Source organism: Jeotgalibacillus sp. R-1-5s-1 (assembly GCF_004405105.1).
Classification (GTDB): domain Bacteria; phylum Bacillota; class Bacilli; order Bacillales; family Jeotgalibacillaceae; genus Jeotgalibacillus.
In genome coordinates this window covers 50114-69952 of record NZ_SORW01000021.1, presented here as the reverse complement: position 1 = coordinate 69952, position 19839 = coordinate 50114, and the positions used below count along the sequence as shown (strand labels likewise).

Below are 19839 nucleotides of genomic sequence, written 5' to 3'. Positions count from 1 at the left end.
ATAAAAGCTCATTTGACTGAACAAATGAGCTTTCATTTATATATTATATCGGACAAGTATATCCTTTGTTTATTTATTTTGTTGATTGTCTTTCTTCAATTCGGTGAGGAAGAATAACAGTCTGATCCTCGATCACTTCTTTATTCATCAGTTTTGTCAACAGACGCATCGCAACAGCACCAATGTCATATAGCGGCTGTACAACAGATGTAAGCTGAGGACGGACCATCAGTGCAAGCTTTGTATTATCAAAGCTGATCACTTCCACATCATTTGGAATAGATGCTCCCTGATCCTGAGCACCATGAACAACACCCAGCGCCATTTCATCATTTCCAACAAAAATAGCAGTCGGTTTTTCATCAAGCTGCTGTAGGCGCGACCACGCTTCAAGTCCGCTGTCATACGTGTAATCTCCTTCAAATACAAGCTCTTCGTTGTAAGTGAGTCCGGCTTTTTCCAGCGCTTCTTTGTAACCTTCAAGTTTCATTGCGCGATTAATCGTGTCGTGAAAAGGTCCGCTTACAAATGCCACTGTTTTGTGACCTTTTTCGATTAGTGATGTAACAGCATCCACTGAAGCCTGATAATAATCAATGTTGACGGATGGTGTCTGTTCCGTTGACTCTACAGAACCCGCTATCACAATCGGTACAGGAGAACGCTGGAACTCGGATACATGCTCCTCGGTAATATTTCCTCCCATAAAGACAATGCCGTCTACCTGCTTACCTAGCATCGTATTTAACAGATGAAGCTCTTTTTCTTCATTCTGATCAGAGTTACTTAAAATAATATTGTATTTATACATCGTTGCGATATCTTCAATTCCGCGGGCAAGCTCAGCAAAAAAGATGTTAGAAATATCAGGTATGATGACCCCAACCGTTGTCGTCTTTTTGCTGGCAAGCCCTCTCGCAACCGCATTCGGGCGGTAACCGAGACGGTCAATGACCTCCAGTACTTTTTTCCTTGTAGCAGGTTTTACATTTGGATTTCCGTTCACGACACGTGACACGGTCGCCATGGATACGTTCGCTTCGCGTGCCACATCATAAATCGTAATATTCATCGTCAGCTCTCCTTTGTCTATTCTCATTTTCATTTATTTTCATTTTACATGATAAACCTCAGTGATACGAAGGATTTAATGCATTTTAAATGAAGTTTGCTCAATTATGTACATAATCATATACGAGGACGGTTGCGCTTTCAATTAATATCATAAAAAAACTGAAGCTTTCCTGCACAATTGTCAGGAAAGCTTCAGAATTAAGCGGTTATTTTGCATGTACGCCCAGGTATTGCTGGACAGCATCCCAGAAATCGTTGAACTGGTCAAAGTTCATCTGCTGGGCAGAATCAGAAAGGGCAACTGCAGGGTCAGGATGGACCTCAGCCATTACTCCATCTGCGCCAATAGCAAGTGCTGCTTTTGCCGTCGGAAGAAGAAGATCACGGCGGCCCGTTGAATGCGTAACATCAACGAATACCGGTAAGTGAGTTTCCTGCTTAAGAATCGGAACTGCTGAAATATCAAGCGTGTTTCTCGTCGCTTTCTCGTACGTACGGATTCCGCGCTCACAAAGGATAATCTGATCATTCCCCTGTGCCATAATATATTCCGCTGCATTGATGAACTCATCAATCGTCGCAGCAAGTCCGCGCTTCAGAAGAACAGGCTTTTTCGCCTGTCCGGCAGCCTTTAACAGCTCAAAGTTCTGCATGTTACGGGCACCGATTTGAATAACGTCGATATAATCAACTGCCTCTTCAATATGTGCCGGGTTCACAATTTCACTGATAACAGCAAGATCATGCTTATCCGCCACCTGCTTCAGAATCTGTAACCCTTCAAGACCAAGGCCCTGGAAATCATATGGTGATGTACGTGGTTTATATGCTCCCCCACGCAGCAGTTTTAGTCCTTTTGCTTTTACTTCCTTTGCTACTGCCTCCACCTGCTCGTAGGATTCAACAGCACAAGGACCGAAGATAAATTGCGGGCTGCCATTACCGATCTTTTCACCCTTCAGTTCAACAATCGTATCTTCTGCTTTCTTTTTACGTGAAACAAGCAATGCCTTGCGATGGTCGTCTTTTTGAAGCTCAAGTCCCGCTTTAAAAATCTCTTTAAAAATATGCTCAATGGTAGAATTAAGAAATGGGCCTTTATTATTTTCAGTCAGTAAATCGAGCATCGCTCTCTCACGGACAGGCTCAAAACGATTTACTCCCTGCTTTTCTTTTACACGTCCAATTTCCTGGACCAGTTCCGCGCGCTGATTAATAATATCCAGCAGCTGCAGATTCATCTCGTCTACTTTCTGTCTTAACTGATCTAATTCTACGTTGCTCATAATAACATCCCTTTCCTTAGAAAATACCATTGATACTCTTCCCCGAATCTTTTCCATCCTGTTTAATTGTGCTACATTTTGTATAACAGCAAACCGATGTACTCAGTAGGGGCTTATCAATTGTTCCCTATTATAAAACAACAATTTTAAAATGTCACGAAAAATATTTTATTAATTAAACGCTTTTAAGCGGTAAAGCGATAAAGGAGGCTATTATTTCTTTGACTACTTCTCAATATTTTGCGCTTGATATCGGCACTCGCTCTATAGTAGGGCTTATTATGGAGTATACAGATTCAGGATATTATATCACTGATATGGTTCAAAAAGAACATAAGGAACGGGCAATGCTTGATGGACAGATCCACCATGTCCCTGCCGTTGCAGCACTCATTAAGGAGATCAAAACAGAACTCGAAAAACGGCATGGAACGCTGACGCATGTATCTGTTGCTGCAGCAGGAAGAGCATTAAATACTCAGCGCTCCACGTATACAATTGCCCTTTCCGGAAGGCCTGCATTAACAAAAGAAGATATATTACATATGGAACTAAGTGCTGTTCAGGCTGCCCAGGAAGCAGCTGCATCGAGTCAGGAGAACAGTCATCATTATCATTGTGTCGGCTATTCCGTTCTGCATTATTTGTTGGATCAGCAGGAAATCGGCAGCCTTGAGGACCAGCAGGGTGATGAGGCTTCTGTTGAAATCATTGCTACCTTTTTGCCGAGAGTCGTAGTAGAATCACTGCTGGCTTCATTAAAAAGAGCCGGCCTAGTCATGAGTGCCCTGACACTTGAGCCGATTGCAGCGATCAATGTCCTGATTCCTCCTTCCATGAGACGCCTGAATGTTGCGCTCGTGGACATTGGAGCAGGCACATCAGATATCGCAATTACAAACCACGGTACGGTAACCGCTTATGGCATGGTACCGGTCGCCGGAGATGAAATGACCGAGAAATTAAGCGATACCTATCTGCTAGACTTTCCAAACGCTGAAGGATTGAAGCGCGCTTTATCTGAAGAGCAGGAATCGATGGAGATCACAGACATCCTCGGCTTCTCTCAAGAGGTTTCAAAACAGGATGTCATTGCTGAACTTTTGCCTGCTGTAGACAAGCTCGCTAATGCTATTTCCGGGGAAATAAGACGATTAAACAATCAGCAGGCACCAAAAGCGGTCATGCTTGTAGGAGGCGGCAGTCAAACATCCGGTCTCACACAGCTGCTTGCAGAAAAGCTCGATTTACCTGAAAACCGGGTAGCTGTCAGAGGGATAGAAGCGATACAGAACCTGACGCTGCACGAAAGCATTAAACGAGGACCTGAGCTTGTTACGCCTGCAGGTATTGCCATTTCAGCAAATCAGACTCCGATTAATTATATTCCGGTTATGGTTAACGGGCACGAAATACGTATGTTTGAAGTAAAGGAATTGACAGTTGGGGATGCGCTCCTTTCAGCAGGTCTCAGCCTTCCAAAACTGTATGGAAAACCGGGTCTGGCAAAGATGATCACACTTAACGGAAAAACTATTACGCTTCCCGGCACTCATGGTGAAGCACCATCCATCACGCTGAATGGGGAAACAGCTGATTTACAATCAGCTATTAGAGCAGGTGATGAACTTATGATTCACAAAGGAAATGACGGACAGGCATCTGCAGTCAGCCTGAAAGAAATCCTTGAGGAGTCATTGACATTTAACGTTTATGTAAACAGCGAGCCTGTTCATTTTGATAGAAAAGTGTTTGTAAACGGAAATGAAGAGCCTGTTGCATATATCTTAATGGACAGGGATGAGATCACAGTTCAAAAGAAGCTGACGATCGCTGATGCCTGTCAAAAAGCAGGTTTCCCTATCCAGCATAATAAAACACCTTTTTCACTTACCGTAGATTCAAAAATCATGTATTTTCCTCAGTGGGATGGGGAACTTCTTGTGAATCAGCAACCTGTTAAGCGTAATTCCTACCTAAAGGAATTAAACCCACTTGATCAGATCGAACTTCAAAGACCTGTACAGCCTACTGTTTCAATGCTGAAAAAGGCATTGAATCTGGTGGACATTCCCTTCACCGTCACATTTAACGAAGAAAAAATTGAATTTCCATCTTCGAATACATCATTTTACAAAGATGATCGTCTGCTTTCACCAGATGATCTTTTAGTGAATGGGGACGAAATTATAACAAAGCGAACATCTGGACATGTGTATTTTCAGGATATCTTTTCTCACATAGATTGGACGCCTCCAACTAAATCAGGAAAAATTGATATTTTAAAAAATGGAGAAAAAAGTTCCTTAACTGACGCTATTTCTTCAGGAGATGAATTAGAAATCATTATTTATTGATAATAAAAAGACCGCTCATCAGATGAGCGGTCCTTTTTATCTGCTGTGTTCTTCTTCAAGACTTTTCACATTAATTTTAAAATGTGATGTGTTCCATACCGGTTTTCCGTTCTTTACATGAAAAACCTGTGGAGATTCATGTTTTGTATGGAATGCCTCTGCAATATGATTGGACAAAGGACGGGATTCCTGAACGGCCAGGTAATACGAATCAGTATGGTTTTTCTCCGTAAAAGACTGAAATGCATGGAATGCAGAAGCCGATATGGGGCATGTTAAACTGTGTTTGAGAAAATAAAAGTCCTCATTGGATTGAAGCAGCTGTTCAAACTGATCCACTGTATCAATCTTTTTCATCAAAAAACTCCTTTGTCTTTCAAATCACACTCTGCTGTTAACCGGCTCTTCCTCAGTTGGAGGAGTAAGCGGATCTACCGGATGAACCGTTGGCAAAGAAGGATCTTTTGCCAGTACAGGTCCTGCAGTTTCTTCAGCCTGGCTGTCACCTGAACGTGATGACTTCACCTTTTCAATAACTGAATTTGAGCGTGACTGAACAGTTTTAGAAAGCTCAGTGGATTTCTCTTTTGCAGCAGAAGCAAGTTCAGAGCTTTTGGCAACTGCCTGGTCCTTCAATTCATATGAACGCTCTTTGATTTTTCCAGCCTGATAGTTGAGATCCTGTCTGAATTCTCCACCTGATTTTGGTGCAAGGAATAATGCCGTAACCGCTCCTGCAATACTTCCGATAAGCGCGCCAATAATAAAGTCCTTAGAATTAGATTCATGTTTCCCCATGATAATCCCTCCTGGAATGTTTATTTTTCAGTTTGGTCAACAGGTGGAAGCGCACGCTGTGGCTCCGGATACTTTTCCGCTTTCTGTGATCCTTCAGCGCTGCGATCCTTTTTCCACTTATTGCGAAGTTCCATTGCAACGTTGCTCCATTGAACGACCTGTGCAATTTTTTCTTCATTGTTTTCCGCAGAACGTGAAATTGTACTCGTTATCTTTCCAATTGAATTGTTCAGCTGTTGAACATTCGTACCAATTCCTTTGACTGCATCCACAACAGAGTTCAGCTTGGCAGATTTGTTTTGAACATCTTCTGCAAGCCCGTTCGTCTTATGTAATAAATCGGTTGTTTCGCGGGTAATACCATCCAGTTGCTTCTGAAGTGCTGCAACGGTATCTGCAAGACTGTTCAGCGTTTTTTTGACCGCAGTCAGCGTTACAGCCAGACTGATGCACAAAATCAAAAATCCCCCTGCTGCAAGCAGCGCACTAATATAAAGTAAGATTTCCATGAATTCAGCTCCCTTCTATTTATAATGATTGTTTTACCCTTGCCGGGAATTTGATAAACGCTCTTTCTTTCTATTCTCTAAAGCCTTTACAAATTCCTTCAAGCATCTTATCGTATTTGTGAAAAATTAATCAAGCATGATAACCTGCCTTATCATCACAAAAAGTTCCAGGTCATTTCACAGACTCCAAACGGATGACCTGGCTTTTATCGTGCAGGTCTTCTTTTATACCGCATAAAAAAGACAGCTCATAAAAGCAGAGCTGTCTTTTCTTTGAATTAATTAATTTTCATTCAGGTAGGCTTCAAATGATTCCTGAAACTTCTGGACGTCCCCGGCTCCCATAAAGATCAGTACAGCATCTTCATGCTTAGCAAGTGGAGAAGGGTCCTCCGCTGTAAGAATCTCAGCTCCGTCAACTCTTTCCTTCAGGTCATTGATTGACAGCTTGCCGTGGTTCTCACGGGCAGAGCCAAAGATCTCGCATAAATACACATGATCTGCCCCTCTAAGACATGAGGCAAAGTCCTCCAGGAACGTCTGCGTCCGCGTAAATGTATGAGGCTGAAAAATCGCCACTACTTCACGGTCCGGGTATTTTTTCGAAGCCGAATCAAGTGTCGCTTTGATTTCAGTCGGGTGATGTGCATAGTCATCAATCAGGATTCTGCCACCGATTTTCTTTTCAGTAAAACGGCGCTTTACCCCCTTAAATGTCTTTAACTGCTCCTGCACAGATTCTGTCGGGATGCCTTCATAATGGCACAGGGCAATCACGGAAAGTGCATTCAAGATCGTATGATCTCCGTATGTCGGGATCTGGAACGTAGCAAAATATTCATTTCTGACAAACACATCAAATGACGTCCCTTCAGTTGAAGTGGTAACATTTCTGGCCTGAAAATCATTTTCTTCATTAAAACCGTAGAAAAGAACCGGCACATTGGCAACCATCTTCTGAAGATACTCATCATCACCACAGGCGATAATGCCTTTGTTAACCTGCTTCGCCATATCCTGAAAAGCAGAGAAAACATCGTCAATATCAGCAAAATAATCCGGATGGTCAAAATCAATGTTTGTCATGATCATATAGTCAGGTGAATAGGAGAGAAAATGCCTTCTGTACTCACATGCTTCAAATACAAAGTATTTACTCTCTTCATATCCTTTACCGGTACCATCACCAATCAGATAAGAAGTATCTGCCCCTCCCTGCATGACATGGGCAAGCAGGCCGGTCGTAGATGTTTTACCGTGCGCACCTGAAACGCCGACAGAGATGTAGTTATGCATAAAATCACCAAGGAATTTATGATAACGGATCAGATCAACGCCCTGTTTCAGTGCTTCATCAATTTCCTCATGTTCATCCGGGAACGCATTTCCAGCTATAACTGTCATTCCAGGTTTAATATTATTTCGGTCAAAAGGCAGGATCGTAATACCACGTTCTTCGAGTGGTACCTGAGTAAAAAAACGCTTCTCTATATCTGAGCCCTGTACATCGTGTCCCATATCGTGAAGGATCTGTGCAAGGGGACTCATGCCTGAACCTTTGATTCCTACAAAGTGAAAACTTGTCATTATTGAACCTCCAGCAGTCATCTGATTTATATACGCAGATGACAGTGTTAAATTATCATTCAAAATCGCACATATTTTTTTATTATAGCATGTTTCATGATTTCAACAAATAATGCGTTTATAGCTGCTTTCCTGTACCCGTTTCCTGAAGCTGCTCTAGATCTTCACCTGTCATCATGACATCACGTGGACGGCTTCCTTTTGCTTCTGAGATCCATCCGTGCTTCTCCATCTGATCAATTAATCTGGCTGCACGGTTGTAGCCGATTCTGAAATGGCGCTGTAGAAGCGACGTGGACGCTCCCCCATGACTCATCACAAATTCACAGGCTTCTAGCAGTAATTCATCTTCTTCATCCTGAATATCGACTTTCGCCAGAAGCTCTTCCTGCTCAAATAAATAGGATACTTTGCGCTCATTACGCACGTGTGCCACTACCTGATCAATTTCATCGTCTGAAACGAATGTGCCCTGAAGTCGTACAGGCTTTGATGCACCATTTTCAAGAAACAGCATATCTCCCCGTCCGAGCAGCCGCTCAGCTCCGGATGAATCAATGATCGTACGTGAATCAACCTGAGAACTGACGGAAAACGCAATTCGGGTTGGTACGTTTGCCTTGATCAGTCCGGTGATGACATCAACAGAAGGTCTCTGTGTTGCGATCAGCAGATGAATACCACACGCTCTTGCTTTTTGAGCAATTCGGCAAATGGCTTCTTCCACGTCTGCCGGTGACATCATCATCAAATCAGCCAGCTCATCGATGACGATAACGAGATAAGGCAGTTTTTGTGAATAATGTCCGGCTTCTTTGACTTTTTGATTGTATCGCTTAATATCACGGACACCAGAATGGGCAAACAGCTGATAACGTCTTTCCATTTCTTCAACAGCCCATTTTAGTGCAGCCGTTGCTGCTTTTACATCCGTAATAACCGGGCTGACCAGATGCGGAATATGATTATATGGTGCCAACTCTACCATTTTAGGGTCAATTAATAACATTTTCAAATCATCTGGTGAAGAATGATACAGAAGACTTACCAGAATGGAATTAATACATACACTTTTACCTGAACCGGTAGCTCCGGCTATCAGACCATGCGGCATTTTCCCGATATCCGTAACGACCGGCTGACCTTCAATATCAAGGCCAAGTGCTACCGGCAGGGTCGCGTCCGATTGTGTAAAGGCTGGATCGGCTAAAATCTCCCTTAAGGCAACCGGACGGCTCGTCGGATTAGGTATTTCAATGCCAACAGCCATTTTACCCGGTATCGGTGCTTCCATCCGGATATCTCTTGCTGCGAGCCCAAGCTTAATATCATCGGTTAAGCTCGTAATTTTACTGACTTTGACGCCTTTTTCAGGAAACAATTCAAACCTGGTAACGGATGGTCCCTGCGTCACATTTTTCACTTTGGCATTCACATTGAAATGGAACAAAGTTTCATCCAAAAGCTCTGCCTGAGCATTCAGCCATTCTTCATCACGCTCTTTGAATACAGGTGGAAGCAAAAGATCCTGCGATGGAAAAGCGTAATACGGAAGATCCTGATCCTGTTCATCACTCTGCTGGCTGACTGGTTTTGAAACAGGTTGCGCTTCTTCCTGAGGTTCAGGTGTCCTTTTCTCAGCTACTGGCTGACTGACAGGCTCTGCCGGCTTTTGAGCCTGCTTTCTCCGATCCTGATTCAGCATCATCACATTAAATGGCACCGATCTTCTTCTTGGCCTTTCAGCTTTGGCATCGTTTTGGGCAGTTGCTGATTCAGTGCTTGTAACAGGTTGTGGTTCATTTTTCGCTTCACGATCTGAATGACTTAGATCATTTTGCGTCTCATTATTAACGGTTTCCAACTTATTCTCTGATTCCGTTTCTTGAACGGCAACTGGATTGTTTTCGGTTGTTTCCACTGAAACGTCAGGGACCTCAGCAGTTTTTGCTGTTTCGGTTGTTTCAGCTTCTTCTGTTGTATCTGCAATTTCGCTTATTTCTGTTGTATCCGTTGATTCTGCTGCTTTAGATTTGCGTTCAACCATTACGGCTCCTGTCTGAGTGTGCTGCAGCACGATATCCGGACGGTTTGTTTCAGCAGCGGTTTCTTGTGTTGAAGCAACCTCTTCAACTTCCATTGAGGTTACGGCTTGATTTTCATCATTGTCTTTGACATCAGACTCCTGTTTCACCAGTGTATGCAAAGACCGTTCCTTTTTCTGCTCATTCAGGTGAATCACATTATGCTGCTTGTCCTCTGAAACCGGGCGATCCTTGTGACGGCTGAAAGAAGAAATCTCATATTCGATTTCCTCGCTATGTATAGTCACCGGCTTTTTCTTCGGACGCTCCCTGAATCCATAAATAGGTGAAGGCACGTCTGTAGGCTGAAAAGGTCCTGCATTCGGACTTTTTTCAACTTTTCTTGGCCGCTCATGTTCCGGTTTGACCGCCTCCTGCTTTTGATGCTGTTGAGACTTACGTTCAGGCTGCGTTCTTTTCACAGAAGATTCGTCAGGTATTAACGGGAACCGGAACTCCCCTTTTGGATACTGATAGGTCATTCTTGTCGTTAATTCTTTTTGCTGTAGGCGCTGTTGCGGGTGAACAGGCTTTTGTTCCTGTACAGATTCATCCTCATCGCTTTGAATGATTGATAATATTTTTTTAATCCAATTCATTTTTACAACCACTCTTTTCTTACTTACTTTTTAGTAGGGTTTTTTATTTTGTATATGTGATGTGCTATCCTCTCACTTCACCTATTTTAGCAGGTTTTACTCTACAATCGTGTCGAAATTGATGATTTAGTTAAATCGGATGACGGGTGAGTGTGACTTGTTTCGTATCCGGGTGTCTATTGTCATCTGGAAAAATAAAAAACCGCTCTGGTTTTGGGCTGAGCGGTGGGGTGATGATATGCTTTTTAAAAAACGGGCCGGGTCGCATCCTTCGCTTTCTTTTGTCTAGCTGCGGCGGCTAGCCCCTCGAGGTCATAAGTCAAAGCTGAACGAGGGCGAAGGTCAGCCCTCTTTTCATCTTCGCCTTATGCTTGTCGGGGCTGGACGAGCCGCCTCCGCTTTTCTAAGGCCGCGCGGTGAGCCAGCTATTGCTGCGCAATACGCTGGCTCACCTGTCGCTTCTCTGCCGTAGGAGTCTTCGGATGCGACCCGGCCCTTTAGTCAGTAGTATCAATCATTGTTAATCCTAAATTAGAAGCGTGATTTTTACAAGCTACAATTAATCTGTTATTAAGACGAATGTTCCCGTTGATAGCATATACATCTCTGTCGATAGGTGATTAATTTGAAGCTGAAATCTTGTTAGCGAATAAGGTATTGACGACTGCAAGACTGGTTCTATTGATAGGACTGAGCAAGATGTTAATAGATTACAAATTAAAGTCATAGAAAAGCCGGCCTGTGTATATATACACCAGCCGGCTTTATCAGCAGTAAGATTTATAAAACTTTAGTTAGACAGCGGGAATGCCTGGCCGGCTTGGTAGGAGTCTTCTAGGACGAGGATTCCTTTTTTGTCCGGTGCGTCAGGCAGTGCAAGTTCTTTGGCTGAACAGATCATGCCGCTTGATGGAACGCCGCGGAGTTCTGCATCTTTAATGATCATGCCACTTGGCATTACAGCGCCCGGCTTGGCCACAACCACTTTTTGACCTGCTTCGACGTTTGGTGCGCCGCAAACGATCTGGAGCTTTTCTTCTCCTACATTCACCTGACAAACGTTAAGTTTGTCAGCGTTCGGATGTTTTTCCATTTCTTCAACGTAGCCAACAACAAATTTCGGCGTGAAGTCAGCCTCAATCTGATGGTCAAATCCTGCCTGCTGGATCACTTCATTGATTTGCTTCAGCTTTCCAGCGTCCATTTTAACTACGCCTTCTGCATCGTATGAGAAAGTTGAAGATGCTTCAAAAATGTTATAGCCTGTCACTTCGTTGGTTTCATTGTTTTTAATTTGAACAACATTTCCTTTTCTTTCAAAAGCTTTGGAATGACGTGGCGTGTCATTCAGTTTAATGAGTACTACATCACCAATACCATGTTTGTTATAAAATACGTTCATCAGATTGTCTCCTTATTCCCTGCGTTTATTTTTTCCTAAGATAAAGACCGGCTCCAGTTCTCCCTCTTCGTAAATGAAGGATAAGGCTGTGATCGGTACATGCCCTGCTGCAAAGAAGGACATGGCCATTTGAGCCAGTACATCATAACCTGTTTCATTGCGGATGTCACCAATGATCAGCACGTCCTGATGAGGGACAGCAACCGTCATTTCGCCTTCTATTTTATCAGCCATTTCTTTTAAAAACGAGTCATTTAAAATTCTGCTGGCATCGTATCCGTCATTTGAATTCAGGAAATAGAATACATTTTCAGCCACTTCATCCCGTTTCATTTCAGCTGGAAGAGAGCGAACATTGAATAGTGCCATTTCCTTCATTTGAGCATGTGTCCAGCCCTGATCTTTCAGGAATGGTTCATCAATAAGCCGGTACGTCTTCCCAAGATCCATCGCATAAAAGATTCTCGTTTCAGCCGTATGCTCATCGTATACAAATGAAACGCCTTCTTTTGATTCTGTTGGGAAAGAAGTCGAGCGGATCACGGGCAGAACATGCTTTTCAGGATTTTGAACAGCTGCTTTTCTTCCCATCACTGCAAGCGCTTCTTCAACATAATAAGCGGTTTCTTCAACGGCCTGGTCCTTTTTCTGATTCCATTTTCCGATTACGCTCGGAATCGAAATTTCGATTCCTTTTTTTGTTTCTTTATCTTCAACTCTGAGCTGGTCCTTTTCCCGGTCATACGAGATGACACGGTCAGGATGCTCAAGTCGTTCCTTTAATTTTTTTCTCATTTTCAATGAGTCCATTTTTTCTGCCATGATAACCCTCCAATAGTTGAACAGGTTTTTCTCCGCATTCTATTGTACATGAAAAAAGCCTGACGCTAAAGGAATTCATTTTGCGCCAGGCATTACTTTTTTATGGTGATGATCTGTTTATGCAGGAAGACTCTCTACAAAATGCTCGATTTCTTCTTGTGTCTTACGGTCTTTACTCACAAAACGGCCTGTTTCTTCACCGTTTTCAAAGGCCACAAAGCTCGGAATGCCAAAAACACTAAGGTCTGCACACAGATCAATAAAGTCATCACGATCCACGTAAACAAATGTAAATGATGAAAATTTCTCTTCCACTTCAGGAAGAATCGGTTCAATCACACGGCAATCCGGGCACCAGTCAGCTGAGAACATAAAAATGTGCTTACCGTTATTTTTCAACTCATTAAATTGTTCCATTGATTCAAGCTTCTTCATTCTTTTCATCCTCCTGTATGAATCCTCATCTGACCATCTTTAATCAGACGGACTTTTCTCATGTAATGAGATAGTAACAGGGTTATGACGGCAGGTCCAATAAAATGCAACAGGAGAACCTGACCAAGAACAGTGAATGAAAAGCCCATTGTATTAAATGTCATGATCTGTCCAACAAGCCCACTCGTCCCCATTCCTGCTCCTTCAGGTGAATTCTGCATTTTGAAAATGACAGTCCCAATGGGTGCTAGTGCGACACCTGCAACGGTTGGCGGAATCCAAATGAGCGGGTTTCGGATAATATTCGGCACCTGAAGCATAGATGTCCCAAGCCCCTGGGCAACCAGGCCGCCCCATTTATTCTCTTTATAACTCGCCACTGCAAAACCGATCATCTGCGCGCTGCATCCAACCGTTGCAGCACCTGCAGCAAGTCCATCGAGTCCAAGCATCAGAGCGATCGCAGCACTGGAAATTGGCGCTGTAAGAGCAAGTCCCATGATGCCAGCCACAAGCATGCCCATCACAATCGGACGCTGTTCCGTTGCCCAGCTGATCCAGCTGCCGATCGACTGCATAAATTCATTAATCTCCGGTCCAACAAAAGCCGAAATGATATACCCTGTTGCAATGGTTGTAAATGGGGTCACGACGATATCAAGCTTTGTTGTCTGACTGACCATTTTACCGATTTCAACAGATACAAGTGCCGCCACATAGGATCCGGCAGGACCACCAAGTGAATAGCCTGCTGCTCCTGTAACGACAGCAGCAAAGAGCACTAGCGGCGGCGCTTTTAGGCCGTATGCAACTGCTGCACCAATGGCAGGGCCGGCTAGTGTAATTGCAAGCGTACCCATTTCTGTAAGAAAGGGAATAGAGAATTGATTTCCTATTGTCTGGATAATAAGTCCGATGATGAGGGAACTGAAAAGGCCAAGTGCCATATAGCTGAGGCCGTCGATTAAGTATATCTTAGGGGATAATGAAACTCCTTTTTTTCTAAGCCATTTCACGAATGCCCACTCCTTTACACTTTTACTAGTGTAAAGACAGTTGTTTGTTTTGTAAAGCGGTGGCTTTATGATTTTTCATATGCAGTCGGGCCGTCCTCATCCTTCGCTTTCCGCGGCCGCGCGGTGAGCCAGCTAGCGCTGCGCGCTACGCTGTCTCACCTGTCGCTTCTCTGCCACAGGAGTCTTCGGATGAGGACGGCCCTTTGTATATTTATAACAATTTTTAAAATACAGATTGGATCGGGCGGCATCGGTGTGACAACTATCACAATAATAATCACCGAACCATGATTACTCTCTTATGGTTATGTAGGTTTTCAGATAATAAAAAAAGAAAATGCCCGATGGTTTTGGGCATTTTCCTTTGAATGGTTATTTCCACTGGGCAGAACGGGCTGTTTCCATCATCCATTCGGCATTGTCAGCGATGTTTTGAAGGTCTGTTACGGTGGTGACTTTTACGTGGTTGACGCCTGTCACAAGCTCGTATTCTTCTTCGTCAATCTGTCTGAGCAATACGTAGCCAAATTGGTCGTTGGCTTCGAAAGTTTCGTTCACGAGCCACTCTTCAGATGAAGCTTCTGTCATTGTATAGATCGCATCCTGACCTGCTTCTTCGTTCAGGTGATGAAATAGAACGTAGGTTTCATTGCTTTTTTCAATGACAATGTTGTGATCAGCTTCTTCTGCAACTTCTGAGAAATAAGGAATGTGGAACTCGAGATCCTGTCCTTCTTCATTTGCACGTTCAGGGTCTGCATTAAATACAGCCTCTACTTCTTCAAGCGTCTTGTCTCTTTGTTCCTCTATGGTTGTATTACAAGCTGCCAATACAGCTGAAAGGGCGAGTAATAGGATTAATAAACTGAATTTCTTCATGGTATTTCCTCCTGAAATTTTTAAAGCATTCGTTTAACATCATACTGTTCATAGAGGCTTTTGACAACCCCTGGGAAGAGCAACATATTTCCAGCCTATTTTTTATCGTGATATACTTTGACTATTGCGACATATTTTGAGGAGGAATGTAGATGGAACTGACAATTTATCTTGCGGGAGAAATTCACAGTGACTGGCGGAAGCAGTTAAAAGAGAAAGCGAAGGATCTGCCATACACTCTTCATTTCACAGGACCGATGGAAAATCACGAGCGCTCGGATCAGATTGGGGAAGAAATATTAGGTGAACAGCCTTCTGCTGTTTTCAAAGACGATGCAGCTTCTGCCTTTAACAATCTTCGTACACAGGTGCTTATGCAAAAGGCTGACCTGGTTATCGCGCTTTTCGGTGAACAATATAAACAGTGGAACACCGCAATGGACGCATCCGCTGCCTTAACAGCCGGAAAACCGCTGATTCTGATTCGCCCGGAAAAGCTACACCATGCACTAAAAGAGCTTTCAAGAAAAGCAACCGTCACAGTCGAAACACCTGATCAGGCACTAAAAGCCGTTTCTTATATTTTTGAAGAGGAATAAAAAACTTTCATTTTTATATTTGTTCATTAATGAAAAGAAATGTTTGTTAACTTGTATAGATATAATGATATGATTGACTATATTTTTGAGGGCCGTTGCCACCCGAAGACTGCGGCTTATCGTGTGGCCACGAAAAAGCGGAGGCGGGCTTTTAAACAAATTTATTAGATAACTCTTTTTGATTAATTAACAATGCTGTTGCATTATTTGACTACTCTAGGTGGTTAATAAACAACTCTCACAAAAACCAGACGCAATTTTAATAAGACCTTCATCTAAAAAATCCGGCATTGCTGCCGGATTTTTTATGCTCTATTTGAAAACTCCCACTGACCAATCAGCAGCTCCAAAATATGTTCAAACATCTGATCACGGGTAATTCTGTGGTTCGTAAAAAAACCAACCGCTCCTTCTTCCTGACTGATGTTTTTATTTTGACTGTAAGCTCTCATCAAAGGCCCGAGCTCTTCCCCCTGCCGGAGCGGTTCAGCCAGCTCATCCGGCAGCCTGAAGCTCGCGCCTGCAGCGATAAAAGGTTCTCTGCCATCAGGGGTCACAAGCGCTCCCCAGTTACAAATAAAAAGTCCGTGCGGTGTCTCTGTTACGCCACCTTCAAGACCAATCCCAACGGCTCCGGGAAGCTTTTCTGCTGCTCCTTTTGCCCTGTTCACCGCGCCTTCGATTGTTTCCTCGTGACCAAATGGCTGGTCGTTGACACCTGAAGGGATATCAAACCCCTGAACGTCACCGATCTTCCAGGCAGCTTCAACTGCTTTTAATTTCGCTTTGTTCAGTGTACCTACTGCTGCCTTCATTTTTATGAACCCTGACGGATCGATTCGACCGTTGAACGATCACTTGCCTTTACGAGTTTAACTAGCAGTTCTTTTGCAGCTGCATAATCATCAATATGGATCATCGAAGCTGCTGTGTGGATATAGCGTGAACAGATGCCGACAACCGCACTTGGCACACCTTCATTTGAAATGTGGACGCGGCCTGCATCAGTACCGCCTGCAGAAACAAAATACTGATACGGAATATTGTTCGTCTCTGCTGTATCCAGAACGAATTCACGCATACCGCGGTGTGTCACCATACTGCGGTCTAAAATACGCAGCAGCGTTCCTTTACCGAGCTGACCGAATTCATTTTTATCGCCTGTCATATCATTTGCAGGACTTGCATCCATGGCAAAGAAAATATCCGGTTTAATCAGGTTGGCAGCTGTTTGTGCTCCTCTTAAGCCGACTTCCTCCTGCACGGTTGCACCACTGTACAGCGTATTCGGCAGTTTTTCATCCTTCAGCTCTTTCAGAAGTTCCACTGAAATTCCGCAGCCGTAGCGGTTATCCCATGCTTTAGCCAGAATTTTTTTATTGTTTTCCATTGGAGTAAACGGACATACAGGCACAATCTGCTGTCCCGGACGGATGCCCATTGATTCAGCATCTGCCTTATCGTCTGCACCTACATCAATGAGCATATTTTTAATTTCCATCGGTTTTGCACGTTTTTCTTCGCTCAATAGATGAGGAGGGATAGATCCAATGACGCCAATGATCTTTTTATCTTCAGCCACAATTTCAACGCGCTGAGCAAGTAACACCTGACTCCACCAGCCGCCGAGTGTCTGGAATCGGATCATCCCGTTTTCGGTAATGCCCGTCACCATAAACCCAACTTCATCCATGTGACCTGCAGCCATAACAACCGGTCCATCTTCAGGTCCTTTTTTCAGTCCAAATATGCTACCAAGACCGTCCTGAACGATTTCATCTGAGTACTTTGAAAGCTCCTGTTTCATAAACTTGCGGATCGCATGCTCATTTCCGGGTGCGCCGGGTAATTCTGTTAAAGTTTTAAATAGGGATAATGTATCCTGATTCATTATGTATAACTTCCTTTCTGTCGTGTGTCGAAACAACTAACGTTTATTTTACAGAACTTTCACTCCTCTTGCCACAATGGAACAACTAATTTGTCAAAATTGGAAAAGAGAGATGCAGATAAAGAGCCGATCCGCTATACTGATAAAAGAACGGTCCGGAGGTGAAAGTGAACATGAACTGGAAAGATGTATCAATTGGTGCAGCAGTTGGGCTGGCAGCAGGTGTTCTTATCAGTAAAAGCGCTGCTCAAACCGTTTCAGTATCTGCTGACAAAGTGTTGAATGATGTAAAAACACAATTTAAGAAGCAGGGCCCAATCGATGGCTCCTGGATTCAGATGAATCCTGAAGAGCATGAAGTGATGGGTGTAAAAAATAAAGTCTACCGTGGGGGCATTTCCCGTCATCAGGGAAGTGATCTTGAGCAGTTTGAGTTTATTGCGGACTCAAAGACCGGTACAGTGATGGATATTTACAAAATCTCATAAATGCTAAAGAGACTGGAACGGTTTGTTCCAGTCTCTTTTTGAGTTTGAGAAGCTTGTTAAAAGCCGGACGGAGACGCATCCTGCGCGGCCGCACGGTCCCGAAGCTGATTAACATTAACAGACATTACGAAGCAAAAACGGGACGGGTCGCATCCTTCGCTTTCCATGGCCGGGCGGTGAACCCCTTGTGCTGCGCACAATGGTTTCACCTGTCCCTTTCCGCCATAGGAGTCTTCGGATGCGACCCGTCCCTCTGATGATCATTTTCAGAAAGAAAACAATAAGGGCAAAGCGCGCTGTTCAGTCTAATTGTTTAAAAGATCTATTAGTCCTTGAAAGCAGTTCTTTTTAGGGAGTCTGCTACTTCTTTGCCTGATGGATCCCATTTGATCATGCGGTAGATGGCGTCGTGGTAGAAGCTGAACCACCAGCCTTCTGCCAGTCCTTTTTTCACCCAGTGTTCTTTAGCGAAGACGCTGGTCATTGGGTAATCGTCATAGGCAAGCACCCATAAAGGGTTCTGGTGGGCGTGGGTTGGCATGAGATCAGCCATATGAACAATGGTTTCTCCATGCTGTTCAAGAACAACGATGGAGTGTCCGTCACTGTGTCCGCCTGTATGGATCATTTTGATGCCGGTCAAAATCTCTATCTCTTTTTCAAAAGTTTTCACCTGCTCCTGAACCGGCTCCCAGTTTTCTTTCCAATATGTATTACGTGATCTGATATTCGGATTTCTCAATTCATTCCATTCTATCTCTGATGTGTAAATATCCGCATTCGGGAACACTGAATACAGGTGACCATCAGTAATGCCGGTTAAACCGCCTGCATGATCAAAATGCATATGTGTCATTAAAACCGTATCAATATCCTCAAGCGTAAGCCCCAGCTCCTTCAATGATTGATCCAAAGCAGCTTCCCTGGTAACCCCGTAATTCCTTTTTTTCTTGTCATCGAGCTTACCGTATCCGACGCCTGAATCAATCAGCAGATTCCGTTCACCTGTTCGGATCAGTAACGGCTCTGTCACAAGCTCGATCTGGTTAAGCTCATTAACCGGGTATTTTCGTGACCAAAGCGGCTTTGGCACAACCCCAAACATCGCCCCTCCGTCCATGTTTGTAATACCCCCATCAAGCCAATACAAAGTCCAATCACCAAAAGTAAAAGAATCCAACTCCATCCCCTCCTTATGTATACGTTTTCATTTTAACATAAACAGTATGAAAAATGAGCGCTTGCTCAGTTGCTCATATACAAATAGCCCGACTCACCCATACACTCCTATGATGGAAGCGAGGGATTAGTCGAGCCCGGCTCTTTATTACTGATACTGCACTTCACAACGGTAAATCGGCTGACCTTTAGCCGAAAACTTCTCTTCATACTCTGTCATAATATTACCCTCAAAATCACTCTTATGAAGATCCAGACTTACATATTTGAGCAGCATGCCATACTGCGAAAAACTCCAAAGCGAATACTCAAATAGTCCGCGATTATCTGTCTTAAAATGAATCTCCCCATTTTCAGGAAGCACCGTTTTATACAAATCAAGAAACTTCTTAAATGTCAGACGGCGTTTCTCATGACGGGTTTTTGGCCATGGATCTGAAAAGTTAAGATACACTCGGTCAACCTCACCTGGCTCAAATACGTCAGCCAGGATTTCAGCGTTGATCGTCAGAAGCTTTACGTTTGGCACATCAGCTTCAATCATTTTGTCCAATGCCACAACCGCAACACTTTCAGACAGCTCAATGCCGATATAGTTGACATCCGGATTTTGCACGGCCATTCCTGTAATGAATTGGCCTTTCCCCATACCAACCTCGATATGGATAGGATTGTCGTTGCCAAAAACAGCATTCCATTTTCCTTTGTGTTCCTGAGGAATTGCCGGAACAATAGAAGGAAATTCATCTAAACGGTCTTTTGCCCATGGTTTATTACGTGTTCTCATTGCTTTCTCCTTATCCAATTGCTGATATCAGCATTTTTTTATAAAAA

The 19839-nt window shown here is 43.6% G+C and carries 19 protein-coding genes; 3 read left to right on the top strand and 16 right to left on the bottom strand.

The features are described 5' to 3' along the window. Window positions 1-73: 73 nt before the first annotated feature. Together ccpA and E2491_RS08810 are read right to left on the bottom strand one after the other, a co-directional pair. Window positions 74-1072, bottom strand: a complete 999-nt coding sequence (gene ccpA, locus E2491_RS08815; protein ID WP_134375044.1) for a catabolite control protein A — start codon at window positions 1070-1072, stop codon at window positions 74-76. 208 nt (window positions 1073-1280) lie between these two features. After that, window positions 1281-2360 carry a bifunctional 3-deoxy-7-phosphoheptulonate synthase/chorismate mutase gene (locus E2491_RS08810; RefSeq protein ID WP_134375042.1) on the bottom strand — a complete coding sequence of 360 codons (1080 nt, stop codon included), beginning with the start codon at window positions 2358-2360 and terminating at the stop codon, window positions 1281-1283. A 221-nt stretch (window positions 2361-2581) separates the two neighbouring features. On the opposite strand from E2491_RS08810, the gene E2491_RS08805 reads away from it, so the two are divergent. Then, on the top strand, window positions 2582-4717 hold the full coding sequence (locus tag E2491_RS08805) for a cell division protein FtsA (RefSeq protein WP_256369350.1): 2136 nt from the start codon (window positions 2582-2584) through the stop codon (window positions 4715-4717). Window positions 4718-4753: 36 nt separating this feature from the next. Here E2491_RS08805 and ytxJ read toward each other — a convergent pair whose 3' ends face one another. From ytxJ to E2491_RS08755, 10 genes are all read right to left on the bottom strand, one after another. Continuing rightward, window positions 4754-5074: a bacillithiol system redox-active protein YtxJ gene (gene ytxJ / locus E2491_RS08800; RefSeq protein ID WP_134375040.1), complete on the bottom strand. Its 321-nt coding sequence runs from the start codon at window positions 5072-5074 to the stop codon at window positions 4754-4756. Window positions 5075-5098: 24 nt separating this feature from the next. Continuing rightward, window positions 5099-5515, bottom strand: coding sequence for a YtxH domain-containing protein (locus E2491_RS08795; protein ID WP_134375038.1), 417 nt, complete (start codon window positions 5513-5515; stop codon window positions 5099-5101). A 20-nt stretch (window positions 5516-5535) separates the two neighbouring features. Beyond that, window positions 5536-6024 carry a DUF948 domain-containing protein gene (locus E2491_RS08790; protein ID WP_134375036.1) on the bottom strand — a complete coding sequence of 163 codons (489 nt, stop codon included), beginning with the start codon at window positions 6022-6024 and terminating at the stop codon, window positions 5536-5538. 282 nt (window positions 6025-6306) lie between these two features. Next, complete coding sequence (gene murC, locus E2491_RS08785; RefSeq protein WP_134375034.1) at window positions 6307-7611, bottom strand: UDP-N-acetylmuramate--L-alanine ligase; 1305 nt, start codon at window positions 7609-7611, stop codon at window positions 6307-6309. Between the two features lie 118 nt (window positions 7612-7729). After that, window positions 7730-10294, bottom strand: a complete 2565-nt coding sequence (locus tag E2491_RS08780; protein ID WP_134375023.1) for a DNA translocase FtsK — start codon at window positions 10292-10294, stop codon at window positions 7730-7732. A 790-nt stretch (window positions 10295-11084) separates the two neighbouring features. Continuing rightward, the gene (gene ytpR / locus E2491_RS08775; protein ID WP_134375021.1) at window positions 11085-11696 is read right to left on the bottom strand and encodes a YtpR family tRNA-binding protein; all 612 of its coding nucleotides are present in this window, start codon (window positions 11694-11696) and stop codon (window positions 11085-11087) included. Window positions 11697-11708: 12 nt separating this feature from the next. Then, entirely contained in the window at window positions 11709-12518 is an 810-nt protein-coding gene (locus E2491_RS08770; RefSeq protein WP_244093922.1) for a DUF1444 domain-containing protein, read from the bottom strand. 117 nt (window positions 12519-12635) lie between these two features. Further along, window positions 12636-12953, bottom strand: a complete 318-nt coding sequence (locus E2491_RS08765; RefSeq protein ID WP_134375019.1) for a thioredoxin family protein — start codon at window positions 12951-12953, stop codon at window positions 12636-12638. A 5-nt stretch (window positions 12954-12958) separates the two neighbouring features. Beyond that, window positions 12959-13969 (bottom strand): PTS sugar transporter subunit IIC, encoded by a 1011-nt coding sequence (locus E2491_RS08760; protein ID WP_244093921.1) that lies wholly within the window; start codon window positions 13967-13969, stop codon window positions 12959-12961. A 372-nt stretch (window positions 13970-14341) separates the two neighbouring features. Continuing rightward, window positions 14342-14848 (bottom strand): hypothetical protein, encoded by a 507-nt coding sequence (locus E2491_RS08755; RefSeq protein ID WP_134375017.1) that lies wholly within the window; start codon window positions 14846-14848, stop codon window positions 14342-14344. A gap of 152 nt (window positions 14849-15000) precedes the next feature. On the opposite strand from E2491_RS08755, the gene E2491_RS08750 reads away from it, so the two are divergent. Next, a complete protein-coding gene (locus E2491_RS08750) occupies window positions 15001-15447 on the top strand; it encodes a YtoQ family protein (protein ID WP_134375015.1) in 447 nt (148 codons plus the stop codon). A 305-nt stretch (window positions 15448-15752) separates the two neighbouring features. Here E2491_RS08750 and E2491_RS08745 read toward each other — a convergent pair whose 3' ends face one another. Both E2491_RS08745 and E2491_RS08740 read right to left on the bottom strand, forming a co-directional pair. Continuing rightward, window positions 15753-16262: a DUF84 family protein gene (locus E2491_RS08745; protein WP_134375013.1), complete on the bottom strand. Its 510-nt coding sequence runs from the start codon at window positions 16260-16262 to the stop codon at window positions 15753-15755. A 2-nt stretch (window positions 16263-16264) separates the two neighbouring features. Continuing rightward, window positions 16265-17338 (bottom strand): M42 family metallopeptidase, encoded by a 1074-nt coding sequence (locus tag E2491_RS08740; RefSeq protein WP_134375011.1) that lies wholly within the window; start codon window positions 17336-17338, stop codon window positions 16265-16267. Between the two features lie 173 nt (window positions 17339-17511). Here E2491_RS08740 and E2491_RS08735 point away from each other — a divergent pair, with 173 nt between their 5' ends. After that, window positions 17512-17826 carry a hypothetical protein gene (locus E2491_RS08735; RefSeq protein ID WP_134375009.1) on the top strand — a complete coding sequence of 105 codons (315 nt, stop codon included), beginning with the start codon at window positions 17512-17514 and terminating at the stop codon, window positions 17824-17826. A gap of 325 nt (window positions 17827-18151) precedes the next feature. Here the strand turns inward: E2491_RS08735 and E2491_RS08730 are convergent, their stop codons facing one another. After that, the gene (locus tag E2491_RS08730) at window positions 18152-19006 is read right to left on the bottom strand and encodes a YtnP family quorum-quenching lactonase (RefSeq protein WP_134375007.1); all 855 of its coding nucleotides are present in this window, start codon (window positions 19004-19006) and stop codon (window positions 18152-18154) included. A 147-nt stretch (window positions 19007-19153) separates the two neighbouring features. After that, entirely contained in the window at window positions 19154-19792 is a 639-nt protein-coding gene (gene trmB / locus E2491_RS08725) for a tRNA (guanosine(46)-N7)-methyltransferase TrmB (protein ID WP_134375005.1), read from the bottom strand. Window positions 19793-19839 lie beyond the last annotated feature (47 nt).

Excerpts from the sequence above, each read along its gene's own strand:
- ccpA (WP_134375044.1), bottom strand. The coding sequence starts at position 1,072 with ATGAATATTACGATTTATGATGTGGCACGCGAAGCGAACGTATCCATG.
- E2491_RS08810 (WP_134375042.1), bottom strand. The coding sequence starts at position 2,360 with ATGAGCAACGTAGAATTAGATCAGTTAAGACAGAAAGTAGACGAGATG.
- ytxJ (WP_134375040.1), bottom strand. The coding sequence starts at position 5,074 with ATGAAAAAGATTGATACAGTGGATCAGTTTGAACAGCTGCTTCAATCC.
- E2491_RS08795 (WP_134375038.1), bottom strand. The coding sequence starts at position 5,515 with ATGGGGAAACATGAATCTAATTCTAAGGACTTTATTATTGGCGCGCTT.
- E2491_RS08790 (WP_134375036.1), bottom strand. The coding sequence starts at position 6,024 with ATGGAAATCTTACTTTATATTAGTGCGCTGCTTGCAGCAGGGGGATTT.
- murC (WP_134375034.1), bottom strand. The coding sequence starts at position 7,611 with ATGACAAGTTTTCACTTTGTAGGAATCAAAGGTTCAGGCATGAGTCCC.
- E2491_RS08780 (WP_134375023.1), bottom strand. The coding sequence starts at position 10,294 with ATGAATTGGATTAAAAAAATATTATCAATCATTCAAAGCGATGAGGAT.
- ytpR (WP_134375021.1), bottom strand. The coding sequence starts at position 11,696 with ATGAACGTATTTTATAACAAACATGGTATTGGTGATGTAGTACTCATT.
- E2491_RS08770 (WP_244093922.1), bottom strand. The coding sequence starts at position 12,518 with ATGGCAGAAAAAATGGACTCATTGAAAATGAGAAAAAAATTAAAGGAA.
- E2491_RS08765 (WP_134375019.1), bottom strand. The coding sequence starts at position 12,953 with ATGAAGAAGCTTGAATCAATGGAACAATTTAATGAGTTGAAAAATAAC.
- E2491_RS08755 (WP_134375017.1), bottom strand. The coding sequence starts at position 14,848 with ATGAAGAAATTCAGTTTATTAATCCTATTACTCGCCCTTTCAGCTGTA.
- E2491_RS08750 (WP_134375015.1), top strand. The coding sequence starts at position 15,001 with ATGGAACTGACAATTTATCTTGCGGGAGAAATTCACAGTGACTGGCGG.
- E2491_RS08745 (WP_134375013.1), bottom strand. The coding sequence starts at position 16,262 with ATGAAGGCAGCAGTAGGTACACTGAACAAAGCGAAATTAAAAGCAGTT.
- E2491_RS08740 (WP_134375011.1), bottom strand. The coding sequence starts at position 17,338 with ATGAATCAGGATACATTATCCCTATTTAAAACTTTAACAGAATTACCC.
- E2491_RS08735 (WP_134375009.1), top strand. The coding sequence starts at position 17,512 with ATGAACTGGAAAGATGTATCAATTGGTGCAGCAGTTGGGCTGGCAGCA.
- trmB (WP_134375005.1), bottom strand. The coding sequence starts at position 19,792 with ATGAGAACACGTAATAAACCATGGGCAAAAGACCGTTTAGATGAATTT.